General features: G+C 71.9%; 23 protein-coding genes and 1 tRNA gene. All 24 read right to left on the bottom strand.

The window, feature by feature from the left end; all coding sequences use genetic code 11:
- Nucleotide 1: 1 nt before the first annotated feature.
- Nucleotides 2-949: a signal recognition particle-docking protein FtsY gene (ftsY, locus tag H6693_01495; protein MCB9514847.1), complete on the bottom strand. Its 948-nt coding sequence runs from the start codon at nt 947-949 to the stop codon at nt 2-4.
- Entirely contained in the window at nt 946-4,548 is a 3,603-nt protein-coding gene (gene smc / locus H6693_01490; protein MCB9514846.1) for a chromosome segregation protein SMC, read from the bottom strand. Before smc ends, ftsY begins: the two co-directional genes overlap by 4 nt.
- Nucleotides 4,549-4,564: 16 nt before the next feature.
- Complete coding sequence (locus H6693_01485; protein ID MCB9514845.1) at nt 4,565-6,013, bottom strand: SPOR domain-containing protein; 1,449 nt, start codon at nt 6,011-6,013, stop codon at nt 4,565-4,567.
- Nucleotides 6,010-7,440 (bottom strand): L-seryl-tRNA(Sec) selenium transferase, encoded by a 1,431-nt coding sequence (gene selA, locus H6693_01480; protein ID MCB9514844.1) that lies wholly within the window; start codon nt 7,438-7,440, stop codon nt 6,010-6,012. The genes H6693_01485 and selA overlap by 4 nt, the downstream gene beginning before the upstream one ends.
- Nucleotides 7,441-7,503: 63 nt before the next feature.
- Nucleotides 7,504-9,354 carry an ABC transporter substrate-binding protein gene (locus tag H6693_01475; GenBank protein MCB9514843.1) on the bottom strand — a complete coding sequence of 617 codons (1,851 nt, stop codon included), beginning with the start codon at nt 9,352-9,354 and terminating at the stop codon, nt 7,504-7,506.
- Entirely contained in the window at nt 9,341-9,886 is a 546-nt protein-coding gene (locus tag H6693_01470) for a gamma carbonic anhydrase family protein (GenBank protein MCB9514842.1), read from the bottom strand. The genes H6693_01475 and H6693_01470 overlap by 14 nt, the downstream gene beginning before the upstream one ends.
- A 15-nt stretch (nt 9,887-9,901) precedes the next feature.
- Nucleotides 9,902-10,396 carry a bifunctional nuclease family protein gene (locus H6693_01465; GenBank protein MCB9514841.1) on the bottom strand — a complete coding sequence of 165 codons (495 nt, stop codon included), beginning with the start codon at nt 10,394-10,396 and terminating at the stop codon, nt 9,902-9,904.
- Nucleotides 10,397-10,416: 20 nt separating this feature from the next.
- On the bottom strand, nt 10,417-11,595 hold the full coding sequence (locus H6693_01460; GenBank protein ID MCB9514840.1) for a peptidyl-prolyl cis-trans isomerase: 1,179 nt from the start codon (nt 11,593-11,595) through the stop codon (nt 10,417-10,419).
- A 45-nt stretch (nt 11,596-11,640) separates the two neighbouring features.
- A complete protein-coding gene (locus H6693_01455) occupies nt 11,641-12,714 on the bottom strand; it encodes a mannose-1-phosphate guanylyltransferase (protein ID MCB9514839.1) in 1,074 nt (357 codons plus the stop codon).
- Nucleotides 12,714-14,075, bottom strand: a complete 1,362-nt coding sequence (locus H6693_01450; GenBank protein ID MCB9514838.1) for a phosphomannomutase/phosphoglucomutase — start codon at nt 14,073-14,075, stop codon at nt 12,714-12,716. The genes H6693_01455 and H6693_01450 overlap by 1 nt, the downstream gene beginning before the upstream one ends.
- Nucleotides 14,076-14,153: 78 nt before the next feature.
- Nucleotides 14,154-14,603 carry a 50S ribosomal protein L9 gene (locus H6693_01445; GenBank protein MCB9514837.1) on the bottom strand — a complete coding sequence of 150 codons (450 nt, stop codon included), beginning with the start codon at nt 14,601-14,603 and terminating at the stop codon, nt 14,154-14,156.
- Nucleotides 14,604-14,618: 15 nt separating this feature from the next.
- The gene (locus tag H6693_01440; GenBank protein ID MCB9514836.1) at nt 14,619-14,879 is read right to left on the bottom strand and encodes a 30S ribosomal protein S18; all 261 of its coding nucleotides are present in this window, start codon (nt 14,877-14,879) and stop codon (nt 14,619-14,621) included.
- Nucleotides 14,879-15,391, bottom strand: coding sequence for a 30S ribosomal protein S6 (rpsF, locus tag H6693_01435; protein MCB9514835.1), 513 nt, complete (start codon nt 15,389-15,391; stop codon nt 14,879-14,881). The genes H6693_01440 and rpsF overlap by 1 nt, the downstream gene beginning before the upstream one ends.
- 174 nt (nt 15,392-15,565) lie before the next feature.
- Complete coding sequence (locus H6693_01430; protein MCB9514834.1) at nt 15,566-17,638, bottom strand: sodium-translocating pyrophosphatase; 2,073 nt, start codon at nt 17,636-17,638, stop codon at nt 15,566-15,568.
- A gap of 57 nt (nt 17,639-17,695) precedes the next feature.
- Nucleotides 17,696-18,328, bottom strand: coding sequence for an aminoacyl-tRNA hydrolase (locus H6693_01425; GenBank protein MCB9514833.1), 633 nt, complete (start codon nt 18,326-18,328; stop codon nt 17,696-17,698).
- A complete protein-coding gene (locus H6693_01420; protein MCB9514832.1) occupies nt 18,303-18,941 on the bottom strand; it encodes a 50S ribosomal protein L25 in 639 nt (212 codons plus the stop codon). Before H6693_01420 ends, H6693_01425 begins: the two co-directional genes overlap by 26 nt.
- 67 nt (nt 18,942-19,008) lie before the next feature.
- Nucleotides 19,009-19,953: a ribose-phosphate pyrophosphokinase gene (locus H6693_01415; GenBank protein ID MCB9514831.1), complete on the bottom strand. Its 945-nt coding sequence runs from the start codon at nt 19,951-19,953 to the stop codon at nt 19,009-19,011.
- 70 nt (nt 19,954-20,023) lie between these two features.
- Nucleotides 20,024-20,095, bottom strand: a tRNA-Gln gene (locus H6693_01410).
- Nucleotides 20,096-20,109: 14 nt separating this feature from the next.
- Nucleotides 20,110-20,415, bottom strand: a complete 306-nt coding sequence (gene spoVG, locus H6693_01405; GenBank protein MCB9514830.1) for a septation regulator SpoVG — start codon at nt 20,413-20,415, stop codon at nt 20,110-20,112.
- 56 nt (nt 20,416-20,471) lie between these two features.
- Entirely contained in the window at nt 20,472-21,371 is a 900-nt protein-coding gene (ispE, locus tag H6693_01400; GenBank protein MCB9514829.1) for a 4-(cytidine 5'-diphospho)-2-C-methyl-D-erythritol kinase, read from the bottom strand.
- The gene (locus H6693_01395) at nt 21,368-22,294 is read right to left on the bottom strand and encodes a decaprenyl-phosphate phosphoribosyltransferase (protein ID MCB9514828.1); all 927 of its coding nucleotides are present in this window, start codon (nt 22,292-22,294) and stop codon (nt 21,368-21,370) included. Before H6693_01395 ends, ispE begins: the two co-directional genes overlap by 4 nt.
- Nucleotides 22,294-22,950, bottom strand: a complete 657-nt coding sequence (gene udk, locus H6693_01390) for a uridine kinase (protein MCB9514827.1) — start codon at nt 22,948-22,950, stop codon at nt 22,294-22,296. Before udk ends, H6693_01395 begins: the two co-directional genes overlap by 1 nt.
- Before the next feature lie 67 nt (nt 22,951-23,017).
- Complete coding sequence (locus H6693_01385; GenBank protein MCB9514826.1) at nt 23,018-24,433, bottom strand: exopolysaccharide biosynthesis polyprenyl glycosylphosphotransferase; 1,416 nt, start codon at nt 24,431-24,433, stop codon at nt 23,018-23,020.
- Complete coding sequence (locus tag H6693_01380) at nt 24,430-25,590, bottom strand: glycosyltransferase (GenBank protein MCB9514825.1); 1,161 nt, start codon at nt 25,588-25,590, stop codon at nt 24,430-24,432. The genes H6693_01385 and H6693_01380 overlap by 4 nt, the downstream gene beginning before the upstream one ends.
- Nucleotides 25,591-25,593 lie beyond the last annotated feature (3 nt).

The following is a 25,593-nucleotide window of genomic DNA, read 5'->3' as shown; positions in this document are numbered from 1 at the left end:
CTCAGTCCCTCGCGAGCAGCGCGCGGGTGAAGGCGTCGGGATCGAAGGGCGTGAGATCCTCGAGCCCCTCGCCCAGGCCCACCCAGCGCACGGGCAGGCCCAGCTCGCGGCCGATGGCGAAGATCACGCCGCCGCGCGCGGTGCCGTCGAGCTTGGCGAGCACGATGCCGGTCACCTCGGTGGCCTCCTTGAAGACGCGGGACTGCTGGATGGCGTTCTGCCCCGTGTTGGCGTCGATGACCAGCAGCACCTCGTGGGGCGCGCCGTCCACCTCGCGTGCGGTGACGCGGTGGATCTTCGCCAGCTCGGCCATGAGGTGCGACTTGTTGTGCAGGCGGCCGGCGGTGTCGGCGATGACCACGTCCACGCCGCGCGCCTTGGCCGCGGCGAGGGCGTCGTGCACCACGGCCGCGGGATCGGCGCCGTCGGCGTGCCGGACCAGCTCGCAGCCCAGGCGCTCGGCCCAGATGGCGAGCTGGTCGCCGGCGGCGGCGCGGAAGGTGTCGCCCGCGGCGAGGAGCACGCGGCGCCCGCGCTGCTGATGCTGCCAGGCGAGCTTGGCGGCGGTCGTGGTCTTGCCCACGCCGTTCACGCCCACCAGCAGCACGACGTGGGGCTTGCCGGCCAGCGCCAGCGCGCCGTCGTCATCCGTCGCGGAGTTCGGGGCGCCGGCGGCGCCCAGCTCTTCGGCGAGACTGTCGCGGAGGACGTCGATCACGGCATCGAGGTCGTCGCCGCTGGCGCGGGCGGCGCGCAGCCGCTTCTCCGTGCGCTCGGTGACGTCCAGCGCGAGCTCGGCGCCCAGGTCCGCCTCGATCAGCAGCTCCTCGAGCCGCTCGAAAACTTCCGGGCTCAGCGTCTCGCGGCCGCTGAACAGCTCGCCGACGCGCTCCACGAGCTGCTTGCGGGTCTTGCCCAGCCCGGCCTTCAGCCGGGCGAAGGGATTCACGACGCCACGGCGGCCTGGGCCCCGAGGCCACCCTCCGGTTCGTCGGGGACGTCCTCGAAGGCCACGCTCACGAGCTTCGAGACGCCGCTCTCCTCCATCGTCACGCCGTAGAGGTGGCCGGCCACCTCCATCGTGCGCTTGTTGTGGGTGATGACCACGAACTGCGTGCGGCTCGAGAACTCGCCCACGAGCTTCGTGAAGCGCGCGATGTTCGCGTCGTCCAGCGGCGCGTCGACCTCGTCGAAGACGCAGAACGGACTCGGCTGGCTCAGGTAGACGGCGAAGAGCAGCGACAGCGCGGTCAGGGTTTTCTCGCCGCTGGAGAGCAGCTGCACGGAGCTGATGTTCTTCTCCTTGGGCTTGGCCGTCACCACGATGTCCGCCTCGAGCGGATCGTCCGGATCCACCGTGAAGCTGAGGTCCGCCTCGCCGCCGTCGAAGAGCGTGAGGAAGATCTCGATGAAGTTCTCGCGGATCACCTTGAAGCTCTCGGTGAAGCGCTGCTTGGCCTCCGTGTTGATCGTGCGGATGGTCTCGAGCAGCTGCTCGCGCGCCTTGACCAGGTCGTCCTTCTGCGCGAGCAGGAACTCGTAGCGCTCGTTCTTCTCCTCGTACTCCTCGAGGGCCAGCAGGTTCACCACGCCGAGGCGGGCGAGCTTGTCCTTGAGCTCCGCGACGGCCTCCCCCAGCGTCTGCCCGTCGATCAGGGGGACGCCGGCCTCGCCGCCGCCGGCCGCCGCGGGATCCACGGCGGGGTCCAGCTCGACGCCCAGCTCCTCGAGCACCCGCGACTGCAGGTCCTCCATCTTCACGCGCAGCGTGTTGAGTTCGAGCTCCAGCGCGTGCTCGGCCTGCTCGCTCTCGCGCTGGGCCTCGCGCAGCTTGCGCCCCTCGCCCTGCAGCTGGGCCTGCTGCTCGCGCAGCGACGTGATCCCGCCCATGAGCGCCTCGGCGTCGGCGCGCCGCGCTTCGAGACCCTCTCGCTCGCTGCCCAGGCCGCCGCGCAGCTCGGCGCCGCGGGTGCGCAGGGCCGTCACCTGTTCGAGGCTCGCGGCGGCGCCGGCCTCGCCGGTCTCGCGGCGCGAGAACTGTCCGGCCAGCGAGCGCTCGAGATTCTCCTCGCGGAGCCGCAGATTCTCGCGACGGCCACGCACGGCAGTCCGCTCGAGCCGCTTCTCGTCGAGGCGCGCGCGGGCCGCGTCGCGTTCGCGTTCCAGGGCACCCACCTCCAGCTCCAGCGCGGGCAGATCGATCTCCTCGCTGGGCGCGTCGTCGGCGAGGCGGGCGAAGGTCGTCTCCGCCTCGTTCAGCGCGCTGCGGAAGGCCTCGGCCTGGCGGCTCTGCAGGGCGTCCTCGTCGGCGACGGTCTGCGCCTCCTCCTCCGCGCGGGCCAGCCGCGTCTCCACGCGCGCGCGCTCGGTCTCGCGTTCGGCCACGCGCGCGCGGGCCGCGCCCAGCTCGAGTTCGAGGGCGTCCAGCGCCGCGCGGGCCTCGCTCAGCGCGGACGCGTGTTCGTCGCGCGCGGTTTCGAGACGACGCCGCTGCGGCTCCAGCGCCTCCAACTCCTCGGCCAGGCTGGCGATTTCCGCGGCGCGCCCCAGGGGACGTCCCTCCGCGGCGCCCGTGCTTCCGCCGCTCAGCAGGCCCCGCTGGAAGACGAAACCGTCGGGCGTGACCACGGTGAGGTGCTCGCCGCCCGGGCCGGCCAGCGCGGCGCGCGCGGCGCCGGCGTCCGCGGCGAGGTAGTGACGGCCCAGCAGGCGCTCCAGCGTGGGGCGCAGGGCGTCGTCGCAGCGCACCGCCGCAAGCAGCGGGCGCAGTCCGGCCGGCGCGGGCGCCTCGGCCCCGGCGGCGCCGTCCGCGCGCTCGAGCAGCAGGGCGCGGCCGCCCTCCTCGCCCTGCAGGTGACGCAGCCAGTCGAGGCCGCGGCCTTCATCCACCACCAGCGCGCCGAGCAGACGCTCCAGCGCGCACTCCACGGCGAGGCGGTCGGCGTCGTCGACGTCGAGCAGGTCGGCCAGCGCGCCGTGCAGGGCGCCGTCGCCGCCGTGGCGCTCGAGCAGGCGCCGGGTGCCTTCGGGGTAGCCGGCGCCCTCGTCGCGCAGGCGCTCCAGCAACTCGCGCCGCGCCGACGCCTTCTCCCCCGCCAGTTCCAGGTTCCGCAGCAGGGCGTCCACTTCGCTGCGGCCGGCCTCGGCGCGCTCGCGGCGCTCGCGGGTCTCGTCGCGGCGGTTCTGCAGGGCCAGCAGCGCGGCGGCCGCGGCGGCCTCCGCCTCGCGAAGCCCTTCGAGTTCGGCGGCGAGGGTCTGGCGCTGGGACTCGAGGCTTTCGCGTTCGACGGCCAGCTCCTCGCGGCGCCGCGCGCTGTGCGCCAGGCGCTCGCGGAGGCGCTCCACCTCGCCGCCGGTCTCGGCCCGGCTGCGCGCGAAGTCGAGCTGCAGCTGCTTCTCGCGCGTGAGCAGGCTGCGGCGCTCGGCGAACTGCGCGTCCAGCGCGGCGTGCGCCGCGTCCGCCTCGGCGAGTTCCGTCTCCAGGCGCTGGGCGATGGCCTCCAGCTCCGTCCGCTCGGTCTCCAGCGTCTCGCGGTCCGCTTCGAGCCGCGTGATGGCCTCGGCGGCCATGCGCGCTTCCTGCTCCATCTGCGCGGCCTGACGCTCCTCGGCGCGCACGCGCTCGTCGAGGACGGCCAGTTCCTCCTCGCGCTTGCGGTAGGCGTCGGTGGCCAGCTCCAGCGCGTCGCGGCGGCGCTTGTACTCCTCCTCCTGGGCCAGCAGCTCGGCCTGCGCGGCCGACAGCGACGCCTCCAGCGCCGCCAGCTTGCCCTCCTGCGCGCGCCCCGCGTCGCCCGCGCTCTCCAGGTCGCGGCGCAGCGCGCGCTGACGCTGCCACTGCGCGTGCAGCTGCTCGGCCGCGTGCTGCCGCTCGGCGGCCTTGAGCTCGTCCTGCAGGCGCTGGTAGCTGCGCGCGCGGCCCACCTGATACTTCAGCGAGCGGACGCTCTTGCCCAGCTCGTCGAGGATGTCGTCCAGTCGCGTGAGGTCGCCTTCGGTGGCGCCGAGCTTGGCCAGGCTCTCCTTGCGCCGCAGCTTGTAGCGCATGATGCCGCTGGCCTCCTCGAAGAGCAGGCGGCGCTTGTCGCCGGCCTCCGAGAGGATGTCCTTCACCATGCCCAGCTCGATGATCGAGTAGACGTGGTTGCCGAGCCCCGTGCCCGCCAGCAGATCCTTGATCTCGTGCAGGCGGTAGGGCTGGTTGTTGAGGAAGTACTCGCTGCCCCCCGCGCGCGTCACGCGGCGCTTGATGCTGATCTCGTCCCACTCCACCGGCAAGCGCTCGCTCGCCCCGGTGAAGGTGAGCGTGACCTCGGCGAAGCCCATGGGCGGGCGGCGCTTGGTGCCGTCGAAGATCACGTTCTCCATCTTGACGCCGCGGAGGAGCTTGGCGCTCTGCTCGCCGAGCACCCAGCGGATGGCGTCCACGATGTTCGACTTGCCGCAGCCGTTCGGCCCGAGCACGGCGGTGATCCCGCTCTCGAAGTTGAGCACGGTCTTGCCCATGAAGGACTTGAAGCCGAGCATCTCTAGACGTGAAAGGCGCAAGACGTCTCCTCGGGTGCTAGTTCGACGTTGTCGTGACGAGCAGGCAGTAGTCCTCGTCGGTCTGGTCCAGCAGCGAATCGCGCACCGCCGCGGCGGCGGGCAGATCCGGGAAGGGACCGATCAGCATGCGGTACCACTGCTTGCCGCCGATCTGCGAGGGCTCGATGACGAAACCGAAGCGCTGGAAGCCCCGGCGACGCGCGCTCTCGTCGGCCAGCGCGCTGTCGTGATAGGACTCCACGTGGACGTAGAACGGCCCGGACGACTCGGTGAGCGTCCGCCAGGCCCCCGCCGGCTCGAAGCGGCGGCGGATGACGAAGTGCCCGGCGCCGCTCGAGGCCGGCGCCGGGGCCGGCGCCGAGGCGGTGGCCGCCGGCGGTGTGGACGGCCTGGGCGTGGTCTTCGCGGGCGGCGTCACGGGCTCCGGCTCCGGCGACGGGGATCCGGCCACGTCATCGGCGCTCGCGGCGGCGGGCTTGGCGGCCGGCTTGGCGGTCGACGTGCTGCTGCCGGCGGCGAGCGCCGCGGGCGCTTCGCCCATGCCGGCGCGTTCCTGCGCGCCCATGGGCCTGGCCGATGCGCCGCTGTCGGCCGTCTCGGCGGCGCCGCTGCCGTAGGGCAGTTCGGCGGGTCCGGGCAGCGGCGAGTAGGTCTCGCGCGCGCCGCGACCTTCGGCCAGGGTCGACGCGCTCTCGCCACGGCCGATGAGCCCGCGCGCCGGGCCGAAGATGAGCGCCCAGGCGCCGGCGAGCAGCAGGACCAGGATCAGCGCGGCAAGGGGCCAGCGGCGAGGGCGATCGGCGTCATCCATGAGCACCACCCTTGGCAGGTCGTCGTCGGTGTCCGACGGCGAGTGAGAGGTCGTCATGCCCGCGGGCTCGGCGGCCTCCACCGGCGGCGGGGCGACGTCCCCCGTCGACAGCGCGGGCACGAGCTGCAGGCGGTAGTGGCAGCGGTCGCGCAGGGCGTCCAGCAGCCCTTCGGCGTCGGTGGCGTCCGCGAGCAGGAGCACGCGATCCGCCTGGCTCGCCAGGCGGTAGAGGCTGAGGCCGGGCTCCTCGGGATTCTCGAGGGGCAGGCTCCAGCGGCCGCCGGCGGGAATCCACTGCCCCGCGCAGCCCTCGCGGCTGCGGGCGGAGGCGTCGGGACTGAGGCCGTAGTGCAGGATCTCGGTGAAGCCCTCGGGGCTCTCGCCGAACATGTCGCCGAAGAAGGGGCGCGCCGGGTGCGCGTCCACGATGAGCGTGCGCAGGCCGCGGCCCTCCCACAGCTCGGCGAGGCGCTCCGTGAGGCGCAGGAACTCCGGGCCGTCGTCCGGGCCGAGCTCCACCAGCACCAGCACGCCGCCCTCGCCGACGGCGGCCGCGTCGATCTCCGCGTCGAGCGAGGACACGAGTTCGCCGATGCGCGGCGACGCCCCCGGCGCCAACGGCCAGGGCAGGATCCGCTCGTGCTCGTGGCTCATGAACCGCCTCCCGGCTTCGTCGTACGATCGAGCACACGCCGCAGCACCTTCGCGGCGTCAGGCAATTCTTCCCGTGTAATCGCCGCCAAGTCGAGGAAAAACTCCTCCTGGCGCACCGTCCCGAGCACGGCGGGCCGGGCGTCGCGCAGCTTGCGCGCCAGGCGGGCCGCGGGCAGGCCCTCGCGGACGAGGCGCAGCGCCGCGCTCGGCCAGTCGCTCTCGGCCGCCGCCCCGCCGCCGCTGCGCGCCTGGGTGGCCACGCGCTCCACCCGCAGCCCCGCGATGGGCGGGGCGGTGAGCAGGGCGGCGAGTTCGTCGGCCAGCGCTTCGATCTCACCCCGCTTGCGCGCGAGCATGCCGCGCGTGGGCACGGGGACCTCGACCGCCAGCCGGTCCGCCAGGGTGGCCAGCAGCGCGGCGATGTTCAGCTTGTCCAGGCGCAGCGCGCGGGCCAGCGGGTTCTTGCGCAACGCGCCGATCAGCGGCGCCGGCCCCAGCAGGATGCCCGCCTGCGGCCCGCCGAAGACCTTGTCCCCGCTGAAGCTGATGACGTCCGGCCCCGCCGCCAGCGCCTCGGCCAGCGGCGGCTCGCCGAGCCAGGCGACCTCGTCGTCGAAGCGGCCGCTGCCCAGGTCGTAGATCACCGGGCACTGGCGCTCGCGCCCCAGCGCCACCAGCTCGGCCAGCGACGTGTCCTCGACGTAGCCCACCTGGCTGAAGTTGCTGCGGTGCACCTTGAGCAGGACGTCGCCCTTGCGCGTGATGGCCTTGGCGTAGTCGGCGATGCGCGTGCGATTGGTGGTGCCCACCTCCACCATGCGCCCGGCGAAGCGCTCGAGGATCTCCGGCAGGCGGAAGGAGCCGCCGATTTCGACCTGCTCCCCGCGCGAGACGATCAACCGCCGCTTCCGCGCCAGCGTGTCCACGGCCAACGTGAGCGCCGCGGCGTTGTTGTTCACCGCCGTGGCCGCCTCGGCCCCCGTGAGCAGGCGGAGCAGCAGTTCCAGCTTCCGCGTGCGCGAGGCGCGCTGGCCCGTGTCCAGGTCCAGCTCCAGGTCCACCGGCCAGCGGGCGGCGAGCGCCAGGTCGCGGCGGGCGCGGGCGGACAGCGTGGACCGTCCCAGATTCGTGTGCAGCAGCACGCCCGTGCCGTTGATGACACGGCGCGTCCCCTGCTCGCAGAGCGCGCGCCACTCGCGGGCCCAGGCCGGCGGGAGCTGCTTGAGCAGCGCGTCCCGCTCGAGCGCCTGCGCGCGTCCCTCGCGGAGGGCGAGGCGATAGGCGTCCAGGCGCAGGGTGACGAAGCGGCGCAGGCCGTCCCGCTGCCAGTCCTTCGCCAGGGCGGCGAAGGCCGGGCTGGCCAGGATGCGGTCCACGGACGGGATCGCCTGGAGGGCCCGCTCGAGTTCGCCGGGCGCTGGGGTCACGGAGGGCTCGCTTTCGGATGGACGGGAAGCGCGGCCGCGCTGGGCCTCACGCTAGCATGGGGCTCAGGGACCGTCAATGAAGCCGTTGGAGAAGGCGTCCGGGGCCGCGGTCTCGCGCTCGGCCGGGGCGTCGCGCTCGTCGTAGGGCCGGATCTCCCCGCGCTGGACGGTCATCAACGTCACCTGGGCGGCCAGCAGCTCGCGGCGCGCGGCCTCGTCGCCCGTGTCCGCGGTGCGCAGGGCCAGCTGGTCGCGCAGCGCGCCGCGGCCCTCGGCGCCGCCGGCCATCACCTCGAGCAGCGTGGTCATGCCGAGGAAGCCCCGCGCCGCCACCGGGTTGACGCTGCTGGCGTAGCGGCGCTCGTAGAGGCGCAGGAAGTCGCGGTAGAGGCCGCGATCGCGCTTCAGCAGCAGGTCGCTGGGGAAGAGCGCCCCTTCGAGGCCGTCCCCGCCCAGGCGCAGCAGGCGGCGGCTGTTCCACGACTCGTTGCCGAGCAGCTGGGCGTAGACGTCGTGGTAGGCCAGCTGGGGGACCAGCAGCACGAGTTGCTCCACCTCGCCGGGCATGAACAGCACCTCGGGCTGCGCGAGGCGGATCTGCTCCAGCGGCTCGCTGAAGTCGGTCATCCCCACCTCGTAGGAGACGCTTGCCACGATCTCGCCGCCCAGCCCGTAGACCGTGTCCTCGAAGACCTTGGCCAGGGCCATGCCGTTGCCCTGCTTGGGGTAGAGCACCGCGAAGCGTGCGCCCAGAAGATCCGTGATGGCAACGCGCGCCAGAGCAAGAACTTGCGCCTCGCTCGTGATGTTGTTCTGGAAGACCCACGGCCCGATCTCGTGGATGTTCTCGGCCGTCGCGGCCGGCGAGAGCAGCGGCACCTCGCTGGCGTTGGCCTCCACCGCCGCGGCGGCCGTGGAGTTGCTGAGCACGCCACCGAGCAGCGCCGCCACGCCGTCGCGGCGGATCAGCCGGCGCGCGGCGAGGGCGGCCACCACCGGATCGCCCTCCGTGTCCGCGCTCACCAGCTCGAACTGGCCGAGGGTCTGCTCGTTGTAGCGGTTCAGCGCGAGCTGCGCGCCGTCGAGGAAGGCTTCGCCGTAGACCTGGTAGCGCCCGCTGAGCGGCGCGAGCACGCCCACGAGTCCCGTCCGCACCGGCGCCGCCTGGCCGGGCGCAAGGCCGGGAGCGCCGTCCAGCTCGGCCAGCAGCTGGCGCGCGCGGACGCGCAGCCCCGGTTCGTCGCCCGACGCCACGTCCTGCAGCAGGGTCCGCGCGGCGGATTCCTCCCCCGCCTCCATGCGTCGCTGGGCCAGCGCCAGCTTCGCCCGCGGCAGGCGGCGCGAGTGCGGGCGGCGCGCCATGAACTCCTGCAGGTCCACGGCGCTCAGCGCGCCGTCCAGAAGCGAGGCCATCTCGCCCTCGGCCCGGCTCTGCCAGGCGTTGTCGGGCCAGTAGTCGAGCGCGCGGTCCAGGCCGGTGGCGGCGTCGAGCCCACGGCCGGCGCCGGCCAGGGCCTGGGCCTTCAGCACGATGGCGGGCCAGCGCTCGTCGCTGCGCGGGTAGTCCTCCAGCAGGCGGCCGAGCTGATCGAGCGCGGGCTCCCAGTCCGACTCCTCCATGTAGCTCTCCGCGAGACGGCGGCGCAGTTCGGCGGCGCCGCGGAAGCCGGGCTGCGCGTCGAGCAGCGCGAAGGACAGGCTGCGCGCGCGCGCCACGTCGCCGCGGCCGTAGGCGTCGAGGACCGCCGCGTAGTCGCGCTCGGCCGCCACCTCCTCGCCGGCGTTCAGAGACTTGAAGCTCGGCCCGCGGCTGCTGCAGGCGCCGAGACCCAGGAGCAGCGTGGCCAGGAGGACGACGCCCGCGCTTCGCAGCCGGGCCCGCGTGTGCTGCCCACGGTGGCTAGTCGCCTCCATGCTCGCCATCCTTCCGTGAGAGTCCGCGCCGGAAGCGCTCGGCGTTCGCGGCGTAGTGCGCGGCCGAGGCGCGGTGGGCGGCCAGGGTGTCCTCCTCGGGGAGGCCGCGCTTCACCGCGGCGGGCAGGCCCACCACCAGGCTGAAGGGCGGGATCTCCGCGCCTTCGCGCACCAGCGCGCCGGCGGCGATGAGACTCCCGCGCCCGATGCGCGCGCCGTTGAGGACCACCGCCCCCATGCCGACGAGCACGTCGTCCTCCACCGTGCAGCCGTGCAGGATCGCCCGGTGGCCCACGGTCACCCGCGCGCCGATGCGCAGCGGAAAGCCGGCGTCCACGTGGAGCACCGCGCCGTCCTGGAGGTTGGTCTCCTCGCCGACGGTGATCGCGTCCACGTCGCCGCGGATCACCGCGGCGAACCAGACGCTCGCGCGCTCGCCCAGGCGCACCCGCCCCGCGACCTGCGCGTCCGGCGCGAGCCAGCAGGAGTCGGGAATAGCGGGGTCGTGGTCGTCGAGTCGGTAGACGGGCATGGGCGCTCCTCGCTCCTAGTCGTCGTCTTCGTCGTCGTCGGCGGCGTCGCTGTCCTCGGCGTCCGCGGGGCCGTCATCGCCGGCCGACGGGGGACCCAGGCGCTTCTTCTGCGCCTCGAAGAGGTCGGCCGGCACGTAGATCTCGGCGCCGCAGCGCAGGGCCAGGGCGATGCCGTCGCTGGGACGGCAGTCCACGGCCACGAAGTCCCCCTTCCGATCCAGCAGCAGCCGGCCCAGGAAGGTGTTGCCCTCGAGGGCGGTGACCTCGGTCCTGAGCAGGCGGGCGTCCAGCCCCTCCAGCACGCGCTGGATGAGATCGTGCGTCAGGGGGCGCTGCGGCTCGGCCCCGCTCAGCGTGAGCGCGATCGCCGACGCCTCGCTGGGGCCGATCCAGATGGGCAGCACCTCGTCACGGCCCGGCGGCTGCAGGAGGAGGATGGGAATCTTCGTGTCCTCGTCGAGGGCGAAGCCCTTCACCTCCATCCGCATTCCGGCGTGCTCACGACTCATGCGGCCCCCTTCCTCCGCGGCTACTGGGTCTGAAAGGGCGGCTCCGTTCCGCTGAGCGCCCCCAGCATGTAGTGCGCGTCCTCCACGAGGTCGCTCTTCGGATAGAGCGACAGGAAGCGCTCGAAGGCGGCGCGGGCCTCGGCGCTGTCGCCGAGCTCCTCCGAGTAGACGAAGCCCACCATGAACATGGCGCGATCCGCCTGCTCGTAGTCGGGAAAGCGCTGCACCATCTGCTGGTAGTACTCGATCCGCTCATGCGGGTCCTTGGCGCTCTGCGCCATCTCGAAGAGCTCTTCCGGCGTGGCCGCGCTGGTGAAGGGCTCGGCCATCTCCTTGACGCCGAAGCGCTCGCGGAGCTGCTTCAGCGTGTCGGCGTAGAGGTCCTCCTGGGCCTTGGGCGCCAGGCGGCGCGCGATGTCCCCGCGGACCTCCGCCAGGGACTTCGTGCGGGCGTCCTCGTGCTCGTCCACGCGCACCAGGGCCCAGCCCTTCTTCTCCACCTCGATGGGCGCGCTCACCTCGCCCAGCTTGAGGCCGAAGACGCGATTCGTAAAGCCCTCATTCACGCCGATGGAGCGCACGTAGCCGTCGCGGGTGAACCAGCCCAGGTCGCCGTCCTCGGTGGCCGTGGGCGCGTCCTTGCTGTTCTCCCGCGCGAGCTGCGCGAAATCCGCGCCGTCGGCCAGACGGCCGGCCAGGCGCTGCGCGTCCTTCTTCGACTCGGCGAGGATCCAGCGCGCCCGCACGCGCTCCTTCACGCCGAACTCGTCGGGGTGCTCGTCGTAGTAGGCCTGGATCTGCTCCTCGCTGGGCTGCGCGGCATCCTGCACGGCGGACTTGTAGTAGTGCCGCATCAGGATCTGACGCCGCGCGCGCTCCATCTCGTCCTTCACGTCGGGCGTCTTGTCCAGGCCGTCGGCCAGCGCCGCCTGGTAGAGCAACTCCATCTCCACGAGGCGATCGAGGAACTTCTGCTTGCCCTGGGGCGACTCCATCTCGCGGCGCTGGTAGGGCGGCACCTTGTCCAGCTCGGCCTCGAAGTCAGCCTTCGTGATGGACGTCCCGCCCACGGTGACGAGCACCTCGTCCCCGCCGCTCGCGGTCTTCTCCTCACCCTTCTCGCCGCCGCAGCCCGCCAGGGCCAGCAGCGCGACGAGCACCGCCGGCAGCAGTCCGGCTCGCATCGCAGTTCGCATCATGGTCGCCTCCTTCGGTCGCCAAGCGCCGTCGTGTCAGCCGTCGTTCTAGAGGTAGCGGCCGCCCTCGCGCGCCGCCAGTAGCCCCACCAGTTCGCGAAGGTCGTCGAGACGGTCCCGCCGCGCAACCAGCACGGCGTCGCCCGCCCGCACGACCACGAGTCCCTCGACGCCGAGCAGGGCGGTGACGCCCTCCCGGTCGAGCACGATGTTGTCCGTGGCGTCGAGCGCCACCACGTCGCCCTCCACGCGGTTGCCCGCGCTGGGCGCCAGCAGTTCGCCGAGCGCGCTCCAGCCGCCGACGTCGCTCCAGCCCACGTCCGCGGGGATCACCCGCACCGGCACTTCGCGCTCCTTCTCCATGATCGCCACGTCGAAGGCGATCGACGGCAGCGCGTCGTAGGCCGCCTCCAGCGCGCGGCGCCAGCGCGGCCGGTCCGCCGGCGTGTCGGGCAGCGCGTCCAGCGCCGCCCACAGCGCGGGCGCGTGGCGCTCGAAGCTCGCCCGCAGCGCCGCGGCGTGGAGGAAGAAGATCCCGCTGTTCCAGAGGTGGCGTCCGCTCGCCGCGTACTCGGCGGCCAGCAGCGCGGCCGGCTTCTCGACGAAGCGCGCGACGTCCACGGGCTCGTCACCCCGCGCCGCGCCGGCCAGTTCCAGGTAGCCGTAGTCGGTGGCCGCCCGCGTGGGCGTGATGCCCAGGGTGACGAAGGCGCGCTCCTCGCGCGCGCAGCGCAGCGCGCGGCGGGCCAGGCGGCGGAAGGCGGGGACGTCGGCGACGTGATGGTCGCTGGGGAACACGGCCAGCACCGCCCGCGGATCCTGCCGCAAAGCCAGCACGGCCGCCAGCGCCACCGCGGCCGCCGTGTTGCGGCCCGCCGGCTCGCCGAGGACCTGCGCCGCAGGCAGCGCGGGCAGCGCACGGCGGCAGTCCGCGCGCAGGTCGGCGGCGGTGACGAGCCAGCTGCGCGCGGCGTCGCCCAGCGGGGCGACGCGGGTCCAGGTGTCCTCGAGCAGGCTGCGCCGGCCCAGGAGGGGCAGCAGCTGCTTGGGCCGGTGACGGCGACTCAGGGGCCAGAAGCGGGTCCCCCGTCCTCCGGCGAGCAGGACGAGGTGTGCGGCCATCAGTCGCCCCCCTCCGGCAGCTCCGCGTGCAGGGCGTCCATCACCAGGCTGCGGATGGCCTCCAGGCGCTCCTGGCTCACGGCCTCGAAGCGCAGCACCAGCACGGGACCGGTGTTGGAGGCGCGGACGAGTCCCCAGCCGTCGGGGAACTCGATGCGCACACCGTCGATGTCCACCACCTCGTAGTCGCGCGCGAAGCGCTGCCTGAGGGCCTCCACCACCTGGAACTTGGACTCGTCCGGGCAGGAGAGCCGGATCTCCGGCGTGGAGACGTAGCGCGGCGCGCCCGCCAGCAGGCCGCTCAGCGGCGAGTCGGCGGCGGCCACGATCTCGAGCAGGCGGCCGGCGGCGTAGAGGGCGTCGTCGTAGCCGTAGTAGCGGTCGGCGAAGAACAGGTGTCCGCTCATCTCGCCGGCCAGCAGCGCGCCCTCGGCCTTCATCTTGGCCTTGATGAGCGAGTGGCCGGTCTTCCAGAGCACGGGCTGGCCGCCGTGGGCGGCGATGTCCTCGCCGAGCGCGCGCGAGCACTTCACCTCGAAGATCACCTTCGCGCCGGGATGCTCGGCGAGCACGCTGCGCGCGTAGAGCGCGAGCAGGCGGTCGCCCCAGAGGATCTCGCCGCGCTCGTCGACCACACCCAATCGATCCGAATCCCCGTCGAAGGCGACGCCCAGCTCGTAGCCGCCCTCGCGCACGGTCTGGATCAGGACCTTCAGGTTGTCGGCGACGACGGGATCGGCGGGGTGGTTGGGAAAGTTGCCGTCGGGATCCTCGTAGAGCAGGGTCGCGTCGGCGCCCCAGGCCTCGAAGAGCTTGCGCGCCACGATGCCGGCGGTGCCGTTGCCGCAGTCGACGGCCACCTTCACCGCGCGGCGCGGTGTGAGGCCTTCGCCCAGGCGCGCCAGGTAGCGCGGCCGGAAGTCCTCGTCCGTGCGGCCGCCCCGCCCGGTGGGCAAGGGGCCCGCGGCGCGGCGGCGGAGATCCTGGATCTCCTCGCCGCTGAGGGCGCGGCCGGCCGAGACCACCTTGACGCCGTTGTAGCGCGGGGGATTGTGGCTGGCGGTGACCATCGCGGCGAAGTTCCGGCCCTCGCCCAGGGTCGCCTGGGCGAAGTAGAGCACCGGGGTGGGCACCTCGCCGATGAAGATGACGTCCAGCCCGGTGGCGCGGATGCCCTCGATCAGCGCTTCGCTCAGTTCGGGGGAGTGCGTGCGGTTGTCGTGGCCGACTACCGCCGCGCGCGCGCCGTCGTCGAGGAAGCGGCTTCCCAGGGCGCCACCCAGGGCACGATAAGTCGCGGCGTCGAGGTCTTCCCCCACGACGCCGCGAATGTCGTACTCGCGAAAGATCTTTGCAGGCATCTCCACGCCGCTGCTCCTTTGCCCGCCCGGTGTCCAGGCGACGGGTTCGGGTGACGGGCCGCGGGTCGGGCCTTCGCGCTACTCCCCGCTCACCACGACCTTGATGGTCGCCTCCACTCCCTGGCCGCGATGGAGCTTCAGGATGACCGGGTACTCGCCCAGCTCCTTGATGTGCTCCTCGAGATCGACCATGCCGGTCTCGATCTGATAGCCCTTGGCCTGGAGCTCCTTGGCGATGTTCTGGGCCGTGACGGAGCCGTAGAGGTGACCCTCCTCGGTGGTCTGGCCCGAGAACTGGAGCGTGACGCCCTCGACGATCTTGCGCAGTTCCTCGGCGGCGACCACGTTCTTGCGGTCCTTGCGGGCGCGGACGCGATCCTCTTCCGCCATGGCGCGCAGGTTGCCGTCGGTCGCCAGCACCGCCATGCCGCGGGGCCGGAGGAAGTTGCGGAAGTAGCCCTTGGCCACGTTCACGCGGTCGCCCCGCTTGCCGAGACTGTCCACGCTCTGGGTCAACAGGATTTCCATGCTCGTCCTCCTCGCCTAGCGCCAGTGCTCGCGCACGTAGGGCAGCAGCGCCACGTAGCGGGCCTTCTTGATGCCGGAGACCAGCATGCGCTGATGCCGCGCACAGGTGCCGGTGATGCGGCGGGGCGCGATCTTGCCGCGGTCATTGACGAAGCGGCCCAGGAGCTCCTGGTTCTTGTAGTCCACCTCGTCCACGTGGGTGATGCAGAACTTGCAGGGCTTTTTCCGCCCGCTCCACTTGCGCGCCTTCTTCTTCTTGCGACGGATACGCGGCATTAGTCGTCCCTCCCTCCATCGTTGTCCCTGTCGGCGTCAGCGCCACGGGCGGACCGGGGCGCGTGGTCATCCTGGTCGTCGCGCGGAGGACGGGGGCCGTCCTCGCGGGGGCCGCGTCCGCCGCCGGGGCGAGGTCCGCGGCCACGGGGGCCACGGCCGCGACCGCGGCGATCGCGCTCCTTGCGCTCGGTGAGCTGCATGAGCTCGTCGTTCTGCCCGGCGCCCTCGGGCACCTCGTAGCTGGTCATGTAGCGCAGGACGCGGTCGTCCACGCGCATGCGGAACTCCAGCTCGGCGATGGTGGTCGCCGGGGCGTCGAAGCGCATCAGGATGTAGTTGCCGTCGGTGAACTTCTGGATGGGGTAGGCGAGCTGGCGCTTCCCCCACTGATCCACCTGCCGCACGGTGCCGCCCTGCCCGGTGACGATCTCACCGAACTTGGCGGCCGACTGCTCCAGCTCGGAGCTGTCCGCGGCGGGATGGACGATGTACAGACACTCGTAGGCTCTCAATGCCTGCCTCCCTTCGGACTGACGGCCCCCGGTCGCCCCGAACGGGGGCCGGGAGCAGGGTGTGGCCGGCGCGTGGCCGGCCAGGCATTCGTATTGCTGCTATGTAAATGCGGGCCGGGAGCCTGAACTCCCGGCCCGTCAATATAGCGCGGGCGGACGGCGGTGTAAACCCCGTCAGCCCAGGAACTTCTTCATCAGGGGCGCCAGCACGAGGCTCACCACGCTCATGAGCTTGATAAGGATGTTCAGGCTGGGCCCGGCGGTGTCCTTGAAGGGGTCCCCCACCGTGTCGCCCACCACGGCGGCCTTGTGGGCGTCGGAGCCCTTGCCGCCGAAGGCGCCGCCCTCGACATGCTTCTTGGCGTTGTCCCAGGCGCCCCCCGCGTTGGACATGAACAGGGCCATCAGCACGCCGCTGGAGGTCACGCCCGCCAGCACGCCGCCCAGCATGACCGGGTTGCGCAGGATCAGGCCGAAGAAGACCGGCGTCAGCACGGCCAGCAGGCCGGGCAGGATCATCTGCTTGATGGCCGCGGCCGTGGAGATGTCCACGCAGCGCGCGTAGTCGGCGCGGGCCTTGCCCTCCAGCAGGCCGGGGATCTCGCGGAACTGGCGGCGGACCTCTTCGATCATGTCGAAGGCCGCCTTGCCCACCGCGTTCATGGCGAAGGAGCTGAAGAGGAAGGGCAGCATGGCGCCGATGAGCAGGCCGCCGGTCACGTTGGGATCGAGGATCGAGATCTCGATGCCCTTCTCGGCGAAGCCCACCGTGGTGGCGAAGGCCGAGAAGAGGGCCAGGGCCGTCAGGGCCGCCGAGCCGATGGCGAAGCCCTTGCCGATGGCCGCCGTGGTGTTGCCCACCGCGTCCAGCTTGTCGGTGCGGCCGCGCACCTCCTTCGGCAGCTCGGCCATCTCCGCGCAGCCGCCGGCGTTGTCGGCGATGGGGCCGTAGGCGTCCACCGCGAGCTGGATGCCGGTGGTGGCCAGCATGCCCAGGGCCGCGATCGCGATGCCGTAGAGCCCGCTCAGCTTGAAGCTGAAGACGATGGCCAGCGCGATGGCCACGACCGGCAGCGCCGTGGACAGCATGCCCGTGCCGAGCCCCGCGATGATGTTCGTCGCCGCGCCGGTCTCGCTGGCGCGGGCGATCTCGTGGGCCGGCTTGCGGTTCTCGGCCGTGTAGTACTCGGTGAGCAGACCCACGGCCACGCCGGCCGCCAGGCCCACCACCGTGGAGCCGAAGACCCGGGCCGCCGCCCAGGGCCCCTCGCCCAGGGCGTAGCGCTGGATCACGAACCAGGACAGGATGACCATCAGGATCGCGGCGCCGAAGGTGCCCAGGTTGAGCGCGGCCTGGGGGTTGCCGCCCTCGCGCGTCCGCACGAAGAAGGTGCCCACGATGGAGACCACGATGCCCAGCGCCGCGAGGATGAGCGGCAGCAGCACGTAGTTCAGCGCGATGTGCTCGCCGCTGGCCGACATGATGCCGGCGCCGGCGGCCAGGACCATGGCGCCGATGATCGACCCCACGTAGGACTCGAAGAGGTCGGCGCCCATGCCCGCCACGTCGCCCACGTTGTCGCCCACGTTGTCGGCGATGGTGGCCGGGTTGCGGGGATCGTCCTCGGGGATGCCCGCCTCGACCTTGCCCACCAGGTCCGCGCCCACGTCGGCGGCCTTGGTGTAGATGCCCCCGCCCACGCGGGCGAAGAGCGCGATGGAGCTGGCCCCCATCGCGAAGCCGGAGAGAATCTCCATGGTCTGGGGCAGGTGCGCGTCGCCCTCCAGACCGCCGTAGAGCCAGAAGAGCGCGCCGAGGCCCAGCACGCCGAGCCCCACCACGCACATGCCCATGACGGCGCCGCCGGAGAAGGCGACCTGCAGGGCGGCCGGCAGGCTGGTGCGCGCGGCCTGGGTGGTGCGGTTGTTGGCGGCGGTGGCCACGCGCATGCCGAAGAAGCCCGCGAGGCCCGAACAGGTGGCGCCGACGACGAAGCTCAGGGCCACCATGCCCGTGCCGCGCCCCTTGTTGGCGAAGAACAGCAGCACGGCGACGGCGATCACGAAGACCGACAGCACCTTGTACTCGCGGGAGAGGAAGGCCATGGCGCCCTCGCGCACGGCCCGTCCGATCTCGACCATCTTCTCGTTGCCCGGCTCCTGGCGGCCGATCCAGGCGGCCTTGAACCAGGCGAAGAGCAGGGCGAGAACGCCCGCGATCAGGATTCCCAGGACTTCGGCTCTCATTGGCGTAGGTCTCCCCTCGGCTGTGCCCCCACGGCATAGCGGCGACCCGCGGTCGGGTCAGGTGATCTGCAGGGCGTTGAAGTGGCTTGCGGCGCGCTCGAGACCGCGATCCAGGGTCTCGGAAACGGCATCCGCGGCAGCTTCGATCATCCGCTCGGCCGTGTCAAGTTCCGCGTCCGCGAAGGGCGCGAGGACGTGCTCCACCGTGTCGTCCGCCGGGCGGCCGATGCCCAGGCGCAGGCGGGGGAACGCGTCGCTCGCCCAGGCGGCGGTCAGCGAGGCCAGGCCGCGGTGGCCGCCGTCGCTGCCCCGGGCGCGCAGGCGCAGGCGGCCCAGGGGCAGGTCGAGGTCGTCCACCAGGACGAGGCAGTCGGCGGGCGCGAGGCCCGTGAGCTCGAGCAGCCGCGCCCCCGCCTCGCCGGACCGGTTCATGAAGGTCGTGGGCAGGACGAGAAGCACGTCGCCCGCCGGACGTGCCCAGCGGGCGGCGTGAAAGTCTCCCCGTCCGGGGCGGAAGTCCTGCCCCGCGCGGCGAGCCAGGCGCTCCACCACCATCCAGCCCGCGTTGTGGCGGGTGGACGCGTAGCGCGGCCCCGGGTTGCCCAGTCCGATGACCAGGCCCGCCAGCCCGTCATAGCGCAGGGACGGCGGCCGGAACAGGCGCCTAAGAGTCGCCAGCACCGCCCGCATCCGGAGCGGCCTCCCCCTCGTCGTCGTCGCCCTCGACGCCGCTGGCGCCCTTGACCAGGCGCGGCGCCGCGATGTTCACCACCGCGCGGGCGGGCTCGGCCACGAAGGTCACCTTGGGCACGTTCAGGTCGCGCACGTGGATGGACTCGTTGATCCCCAGCTTCGAGATGTCCACCTGGATGCTGTCGGGGATGTCGTTGGGCAGGCAGCTGATCGTCACCTGGCGCAGCAGGTGCTCGAGGATGCCGCCCAGGTCCTTGATCGCGCGGGACTCGCCGATGATGTGGACGGGCACGTCCACGCTGACGGGCTTGTCCATGCTGATGCGCTGGAAGTCCACGTGGATGACGCGGTTCGACACCGGGTGGCGCTGCCGCTCGCGGACGATGCTCAGCACCGGCGCGGCGCCGTCCACAACGAGATTCAGGATGAAGTTGCTGCTCTCGCGCGCGCGGTAGAGCAGCTCGAACTCGATGGCCTCGACCTGGAGGCTCCGGGCCTTGGAGTCGGCGCCGTAGAGGGTGGCGGGCAGCACGCCCTGGGCGCGCAGCTTGCGGGTGACGGACTTGCCAGTGCCCTCGCGGGTCGTGGCCTTGAGATCGACGGTCTGCATGATTCCTCCCGTTTCCCCGCCCCGGCGCGAGTGGCCGGGAATCGAAGACGGAGCTTGGGTTGACGGATCAGATGAAGAGCGAACTCACGGATTCGGCGTTATGTATGCGCCGAATCGCCTCGCCGAGCAAGGGGGCGACGTCCAGAATCTGGACCGAGGGCGGCAGGTCGTCGTTTTCCCGGTTCAGCGAATTGGTGATGGCCACGTCCTTGAGCGGCGAGGCCGACAGGCGCGCGATGGCCTGCCCGGAGAGCAGGCCGTGGGTGGCCGCCGCCCGGACCGAGCGGGCGCCGCGGGCCATGCAGAGCTCGGCGGCGTTGGCCAGCGTGCCCGCGGTGTCGATGAGATCGTCGACGATCACCACGTCGCGGCCGTCCACCTCGCCGATGAGGTTCATGGTTTCCGAAACATTGGCCGAGGGCCGCCGCTTGTCCACGATGGCCAGCTCGGCGTGCAGCCGCTTGGCGAAGGCGCGCGCCATCTTGACGCTGCCCACGTCCGGCGCGACCACCGCCGGGCGCTCCAGGCCCAGGTGCTCCAGGTAGTCCAGCAGCACGGGCGCGGCGAAGAGGTGGTCCAGCGGGATGTCGAAGAAGCCCTGGATCTGCGGCGTGTGCAGGTCCATGGTCAGCCCGCGGTCGGCCCCGGCGCTCGTGATGAGATTCGCCACGAGCTTGGCCGTGATCGCGACGCGCGGGCGGTCCTTGCGGTCCTGCCGCGCGTAGCCGAGATAGGGAATCACCGCCGTCACGCGCTGCGCGCTCGCGCGCTTGCAGGCGTCGATGAGGATCAGCAGCTCCATGAGGTTGTCCGCCGGGGCGGGCGTGGACTGGATGATGAACGCGTCCACGCCGCGAATGTTCTCCTGGATGTGCGCGTAGATCTCCCCGTCCGCGAAGCGCTCGATCGTGGTCTCGGTGAGGCTTCGTCCCACGTAGCGCGCGATGCGCTCGGCCAGGGGACGGTTGGCGGTGCCGGTGAGGAGGCAGAGATCTTCACGCGTGGAGAACATGCGAGACCTTTCGAGCGTAACTCCGCGCAGGCCGCTCACGCCGCAGCTCCGCGCATCCTGATCGCCTAGGTTGGGGCGGGAGGATTCGAACCTCCGAATGCAGGTACCAAAAACCTGTGACTTGCCACTTGTCGACGCCCCAGCGAGCGCAGTCTGCTACTCGTCGTCCTCGCTGCCCGTCGAGTAGTCGGTCTCACCGGACTCGAGCCGTCCGACTTCCTTCGCGTACTCGTTGAGGATGCGAGCCTCGATCTTCGTGCGCGTGTGGTTGTTCACAGGGTGGGCGATGTCCTGATACGTGCCGTCGCCGCGCTTGCGGCTGGGCATGGCAACGAAAAAGCCGCCGGCTCCCTCGATGATCTTCAGACCGCGAACCACGAAGCAGTCGTCGAAGGTCATGCTGGCGAAGGCCTTCAGCTTGTCGTCATTGCGCAGGGAGATACGGACCTCGGTGATCTCCATGAGTTCCTCCCAGCCGGTCGATGTCCTAGCCAGTCGATCCTACTGCTGCGCCCGAGTCAGTCGAGGCCTATCCCCTGCGTCCTGGGTGCGACTACCCACGTCTGCCAGCGCTCTGCCAGCAAGACCCCGGCGCGCGCTGCCGCCTCGCGATCCCGGAACGTGCCGAAGAGCGTCGCACCACTCCCGCTCATCAGCGCTTGCACCGCTCCGGCCTCCTCCAGGCTCTCCACGATATCGGAAAGAACGGGGTAGGCCGGAAACACAACGTCCTCTAGGCGGTTCTTCAGGACCATGCCGGGGACGGGAAACCGCGACAGATAAACCTTAACTTGTTCGACACTAATCCGATACGGGTGGCCTGTCAAGCCCAATCGCAAATGCTCGTAGGCCCAGGCCGTGCTGACCGAAAACCCGGGATGGACCAGCAGAAAGGCGCCCCGGTGCAGCGGCGGCAGGGCCTCGAGTCGCTCGCCCCGTCCCCTGCCGATGGCGGTGCCCCCGGCGAGGAAGAAGGGTACGTCGCTGCCGAGCTCCAGCGCGAGCCGCCCGAGGGTGGCGGCGTCCAAGTCCAAGCCGAACAAGCGGTTGAGCGCCAGCAGCGCGGCGGCGCCGTCGCTGCTGCCCCCGCCGAGGCCCGCGCCCACCGGAATGCGCTTGTCCAGATCCACCCTCACGCCGCCCAGGCGCCCCGGCCGGGTTTCCCGCAGGAGGGCGTAGGCCCGCCTTGCGGTATTGTGGGTCTCGTCCGCCAGCGGCTGCCCCGTGATGCGGAGTTCCAAGTCCGCTTTGTCGGGCCGCCGGGTGAAGACGAGCCGGTCGCCCCAGTCGACGGTCTGGAAGAGCGTCTCGATGTCGTGGTAGCCGTCCGGGCGACGGCGCAGCACCTCGAGGCCGAGGTTGAGCTTGGCCGGCGCGAAGGCCTCGACCCGCTCGGGCAGTCGCGACGCGTCGCTCATCGGCCCAACCCCACCGTCCACAGGGTGAAGAGCATCCAGCCCAGCGCGCTGAGCTGGATGGGCCGGTCGCGCAGCAGCACCTCGGCGGGATCGCCCGCGCCGCCGCCGCCGTAGGCGAGGTAGAGGTAGCGCATCACGCCGAAGGTGACGAAGACGTTCGAGAGCAGGAAGCCCGCGCCGTAGCGCTCCACCGTGCTCGGCCAGAGCGTGTAGAGCGCGTAGGCGAGGATCACCACGCCGGCGGAGAGGCCGACGAGCTGGTCCAGCAGCGGTCCGTTGTAGCGCGCCAGCACCGGGCGGTGGCGGCCGGGTTCGTCGAGCTCGAGCAGCTCGCTGCGCCGCTTGGCGAAGGCCAGGAAGAGCGAGCCGAAGAAGGTGCAGACCAGCAGCCAGGGCGAGAGCAGCACGCTGCCGGGGCCGCTGGCGCCGCCGAAGGCCGTCACCACGTGGGGCGCGAGCACCGCCACCCCCGCCACGGCGCGGAGCACGAAGTTCAGGGCGATGCCGAAGGCGTCCAGGATCACCTGGTGCTTGAGCCAGAGCGAGTAGAGGACGTTCAGCAGCACGAAGATCACCGACAGGACGAAGAAGTTCCGCCCGAGCCACCACGCCCCGCCCAGCGCCAGGGCCAGCACCAGCACGAGCCCGCCCGGCACCCAGCTCAGCGGCAGGCGCCCCGACGGCAGCGGACGTCGCCGCTTCTCCGGGTGGATGCGATCCTTCTCCAGGTCCAGGCGGTCGTTCACCAGGTAGATCGCGCCCGAGAGCAGACAGAAGACGAGACAGGCCGCCACGCTCCGCGCGAGCAGGGACGCCTGACCCGTCTGCCGCGCGAAGACGATGCCGAAGAGCACGATGAGGTTCTTCGTCCACTGGCGGGGACGAAGGACGGCGACGAAGGCGGCCAGCTGCGACGCGAGCATCAGGGCGCGGACTCCCGTTCGTCGTCGGCCTTGCGGCGCGCGAGCTCGTCCCGGATCTTCGCCACCAGCAGATCGATGGCCACCGCGTTCTGCACGCCCTCGGGCACGATCAGGTCGGCATAGCGCTTCGACGGCTCCACGAAGCGCAGGTGCATCGGCCGCACCGTCTGCTGGTACTGGTCGACGATCGAGGCCACCGTCCGCTCCCGGTTGCGGATGTCCCGCTGCAGGCGCCGGATGAAGCGCTCGTCCGGATCCGCGTCGATGTAGATGCGGATGTCCATCCGCCGGCGCAGCGCCTCGTGCTCGAGCACCAGGATCCCCTCGAGCAGGATGATGTCCGCCGGCTCCACCGGCGTGCCCTCCGCCAGCCGGGAGTGCGTCTCGTAATCGTAGCGCGGCTGCACGACCTCCTCGCCCCCCCGCAGCCGGTCCAGATGCTCGATCAGCAGGTCCGTCTGGAAGGCCTCGGGATGGTCGTAGTTGATGCGCTCGCGCTCGGTCGCGGGCAGATGGCTGTTGTCGTGGTAGTAGGAGTCGTGGTGCAGGAGCACCACGCGCTCGTAGGGAAAGAAGCTCTTGAGCTTGAGGGCGACGCTCGTCTTGCCCGAGCCGGTACCCCCCGCGATGCCGATGACCACCGGTGCGCGCTGCATGCGTGTTCCTCCCCCTGCCTGGACCGGGCTGCAAGCTAGCACATCGGCCGGGCCCTGCCAATGGCGCTCAGTAGGCGTTCTCGCCCCTGAACACGGCCCGCAGGGTCAGCCAGAGTATCTTGAGGTCGAAGCCCAGCGACCAGTTCTCCACGTAGAAGAGGTCGTAGCGCGTGCGCTCCTCGATGGGCGTGTCGCCCCGCAGCCCGTTGACCTGCGCCCAGCCCGTGATGCCGCTGCGCACCCGGTGCCGCTCGAAGTAGCGCGGGATCGAGCGCGCAAAGCCCTCCACGAACTCCGGCCGCTCGGGGCGCGGGCCCACCAGGCTCATCTCCCCCTTCAAGACGTTCCAGAGCTGCGGCAGCTCGTCGAGGCTGCTCGCGCGCAGGAAGGCGCCGGTGCGCGTGCGGCGGGCGTCGTCGGGGCGGCTCCAGGCGGCGCCGCCGGCCTCCGCATCCCGCCGCATGCTGCGGAACTTGCGGATGCTGAAGCGCCGGCCGTCCCTGCCCAGCCGCACCTGGCCGTAGAAGATCGGGCGGCCGTCGTCCAGCAGCACGGCCAGCGCGAGGAGCCCGAAGACCGGCGACAGCAGCGCGAGGCCCAACCCGGCCACCAGGAGATCCATGCTGCGCTTCAGCACGCGCCCCAGTCCGGAGAGCGGCACGTGCCGGAAGGCGAGGAAGGGCAGTCCCTCGATCTCCAGGTGGTGCAGGCGCGTGGTGAGCAGGCCGGCGAGGTCGGGCACCAGGTAGGCGTTCACGTTCAGGCTCGACAGCCGCGCCGCCAGCTCCACGAAGCGCTCGTAGCGCTCGAAGGGCAGCGTGACCACCACCGTGTCCAGCTCCAGCGACTTCACCAGCGACTCCAGCTCGGCGCTCGCGCCCAGGCGCGGAAGGTCCTCCGGCAGTTCGCCCTCGCCGGCGCCTTCGTCGATCAGCCCCAGGGGACGAAAGCCGTAGCCCGGCCTCTCCACGAAGAGCCGCCACACGCGCGCGGTCATGGGGCTGTGGCCCAGCAGGGCCAGGTTCAGCGCGCCGCGCCCCCGCGCGAAGGTGCGCCCCTGCGCCAGGCGCAGCAGCCGACGGACCAGGAGCAGCGAGAGGTAGGCGAGGACCGCGAAGCTCAGCACGTAGCTGCGCGAGAAGCTGAAGCCGCGCCAGAAGAAGAGGAAGGTCAGCAGCAGCGCCAGGCTCAGCCCCAGGCCGGCCGCCAGCTCGCTGAGGTCGGTGCGCAGGTCGCCGCGTCGCCGCGGCTCGTAGTGCCCCCGCTGGTAGAAGACCACCGCGCAGAGCAACGCCGTCACCGCCCCGGCCAGCAGGTAGACGCGAAAGGCCGGCACGCCCAGCGGCGTGGGAAAGAGGCCGCTCGAAAAGCGCAGCAGGTAGGTGCCCAGGGACGCGCCCAGCAGCGCGGCGACGTCTCCCAGCAGGAAGAGGCTGGGAAAGAGCATGTCGCCCTTGCGGGTGCGCAGCGGGCCGGGGCTCACGGCGCGGCGCTCCCGCGTTGGACGGGCGGCGGCCCGCCGAGGAAGTCCTCGAGCTCGCGGCGGAACGCGGCGCGGAAGCGGTCCTTGCCGAAGCGCTCCGCCTGCGCCCGGCAGCGGGCGGGGTCCCAGTCCCGCGCGGCGAAGCGGTCCAGCGCCTCGCGCAGCGAGGCGGCGCTGGGCGTGGCGAAGAAGAGGCCGGTCTCGCCGTCGACCACCGTCTCCAGCGCGCCTCCCGCCCCCAGCGCGACCACGGGCGCGCCGCAGGCCTGGGCCTCCAGCGGAGTGATGCCGAAGTCCTCCTCCCCCGGCAGCAGGAAGGCCCGCGCGCCGCGGTAGAGGGCGCGGAGCGTGTCGTCGCTCGGGCGGCCGACGAAGTGGATGTTGCCCGCGCCCGCGGCCAGGCCCCGCAGCCGCGCGGCATCGGGGCCGTCGCCGGCGACCACCAGCGCGTCGCCCGTTCCCGCCACGGCGGCCAGCGCCAGGTCGAGGCGCTTGTAGGGCACCATGGCCGAGACGAGGAGCAGGTAGCCGCCCGGGCGCAGCCCCGCGGGCAGGTCGTCCCCCGGCTCGCCCGGCGTGTAGAACGCGGCGTCCACCGGCGGGTGCAGCACGCGGGTGCGCGCGGCGGGCAGGTCCCAGAAGCGCTCGAGCTTGGCGCGCACGTTCTCGCTGTTGGCAAGATAGCGCTGCGCGCGATGGGCGCTGCGCCGGTCCCAGGCGCGCAGGCGCGCCATGACGCGCGGCAGCACCTGGCGGCCGACGAAGTCCGTCCGGTCGCCGAAGTAGGCGTCGTACTGGTCCCAGGCGTAGCGCATGGGCGCGTGGCAGTAGCACAGATGACGCGTGCCCGGGCGCAGGCGCACGCCCTTGGCCACGCAGTGGCTGGAGGAGACGACCAGATCGAAGCGGGACAGGTCGAGGCTCTCGATCGCCGTCGGGAAGAGGGGCAGGTAGTGGCGATAGCGCCGCGCCGCGCCGGGCAGATGCTGCACGAAGCTCGTCCGGATCGGATGGGCCTCGATGGCCGGGCTCACGCTGCCCGGCACGTGCAGCAGGGTGTAGAGCGGCGCGTCCGGAAAGTCCTCCATGAGCAGCTCGAGGACCTTTTCGCCGCCCCGCATCCCGGTGAGCCAGTCGTGGACGAAGGCGACCCGCATGGC

Source organism: Candidatus Latescibacterota bacterium (genome assembly GCA_020633725.1).
Lineage (GTDB): Bacteria > Krumholzibacteriota > Krumholzibacteriia > JACNKJ01 > JACNKJ01 > VGXI01.
The sequence above is the reverse complement of the archived record's forward strand: the minus strand, read 5'-3'. Positions and strand labels throughout refer to the sequence as shown.

What these genes read in the sequence shown, in the direction of transcription:
- H6693_01485 (MCB9514845.1), bottom strand. Translation starts at nt 6,013, where the DNA reads ATGAGCCACGAGCACGAGCGGATCCTGCCCTGGCCGTTGGCGCCGGGG.
- H6693_01475 (MCB9514843.1), bottom strand. Translation starts at nt 9,354, where the DNA reads ATGGAGGCGACTAGCCACCGTGGGCAGCACACGCGGGCCCGGCTGCGA.
- H6693_01470 (MCB9514842.1), bottom strand. Translation starts at nt 9,886, where the DNA reads ATGCCCGTCTACCGACTCGACGACCACGACCCCGCTATTCCCGACTCC.
- H6693_01465 (MCB9514841.1), bottom strand. Translation starts at nt 10,396, where the DNA reads ATGAGTCGTGAGCACGCCGGAATGCGGATGGAGGTGAAGGGCTTCGCC.
- H6693_01460 (MCB9514840.1), bottom strand. Translation starts at nt 11,595, where the DNA reads ATGATGCGAACTGCGATGCGAGCCGGACTGCTGCCGGCGGTGCTCGTC.
- H6693_01455 (MCB9514839.1), bottom strand. Translation starts at nt 12,714, where the DNA reads ATGGCCGCACACCTCGTCCTGCTCGCCGGAGGACGGGGGACCCGCTTC.
- H6693_01450 (MCB9514838.1), bottom strand. Translation starts at nt 14,075, where the DNA reads ATGCCTGCAAAGATCTTTCGCGAGTACGACATTCGCGGCGTCGTGGGG.
- H6693_01445 (MCB9514837.1), bottom strand. Translation starts at nt 14,603, where the DNA reads ATGGAAATCCTGTTGACCCAGAGCGTGGACAGTCTCGGCAAGCGGGGC.
- H6693_01440 (MCB9514836.1), bottom strand. Translation starts at nt 14,879, where the DNA reads ATGCCGCGTATCCGTCGCAAGAAGAAGAAGGCGCGCAAGTGGAGCGGG.
- H6693_01430 (MCB9514834.1), bottom strand. Translation starts at nt 17,638, where the DNA reads ATGAGAGCCGAAGTCCTGGGAATCCTGATCGCGGGCGTTCTCGCCCTG.
- H6693_01425 (MCB9514833.1), bottom strand. Translation starts at nt 18,328, where the DNA reads ATGCGGGCGGTGCTGGCGACTCTTAGGCGCCTGTTCCGGCCGCCGTCC.
- H6693_01420 (MCB9514832.1), bottom strand. Translation starts at nt 18,941, where the DNA reads ATGCAGACCGTCGATCTCAAGGCCACGACCCGCGAGGGCACTGGCAAG.
- H6693_01415 (MCB9514831.1), bottom strand. Translation starts at nt 19,953, where the DNA reads ATGTTCTCCACGCGTGAAGATCTCTGCCTCCTCACCGGCACCGCCAAC.
- spoVG (MCB9514830.1), bottom strand. Translation starts at nt 20,415, where the DNA reads ATGGAGATCACCGAGGTCCGTATCTCCCTGCGCAATGACGACAAGCTG.
- ispE (MCB9514829.1), bottom strand. Translation starts at nt 21,371, where the DNA reads ATGAGCGACGCGTCGCGACTGCCCGAGCGGGTCGAGGCCTTCGCGCCG.
- H6693_01395 (MCB9514828.1), bottom strand. Translation starts at nt 22,294, where the DNA reads ATGCTCGCGTCGCAGCTGGCCGCCTTCGTCGCCGTCCTTCGTCCCCGC.
- udk (MCB9514827.1), bottom strand. Translation starts at nt 22,950, where the DNA reads ATGCAGCGCGCACCGGTGGTCATCGGCATCGCGGGGGGTACCGGCTCG.
- H6693_01380 (MCB9514825.1), bottom strand. Translation starts at nt 25,590, where the DNA reads ATGCGGGTCGCCTTCGTCCACGACTGGCTCACCGGGATGCGGGGCGGC.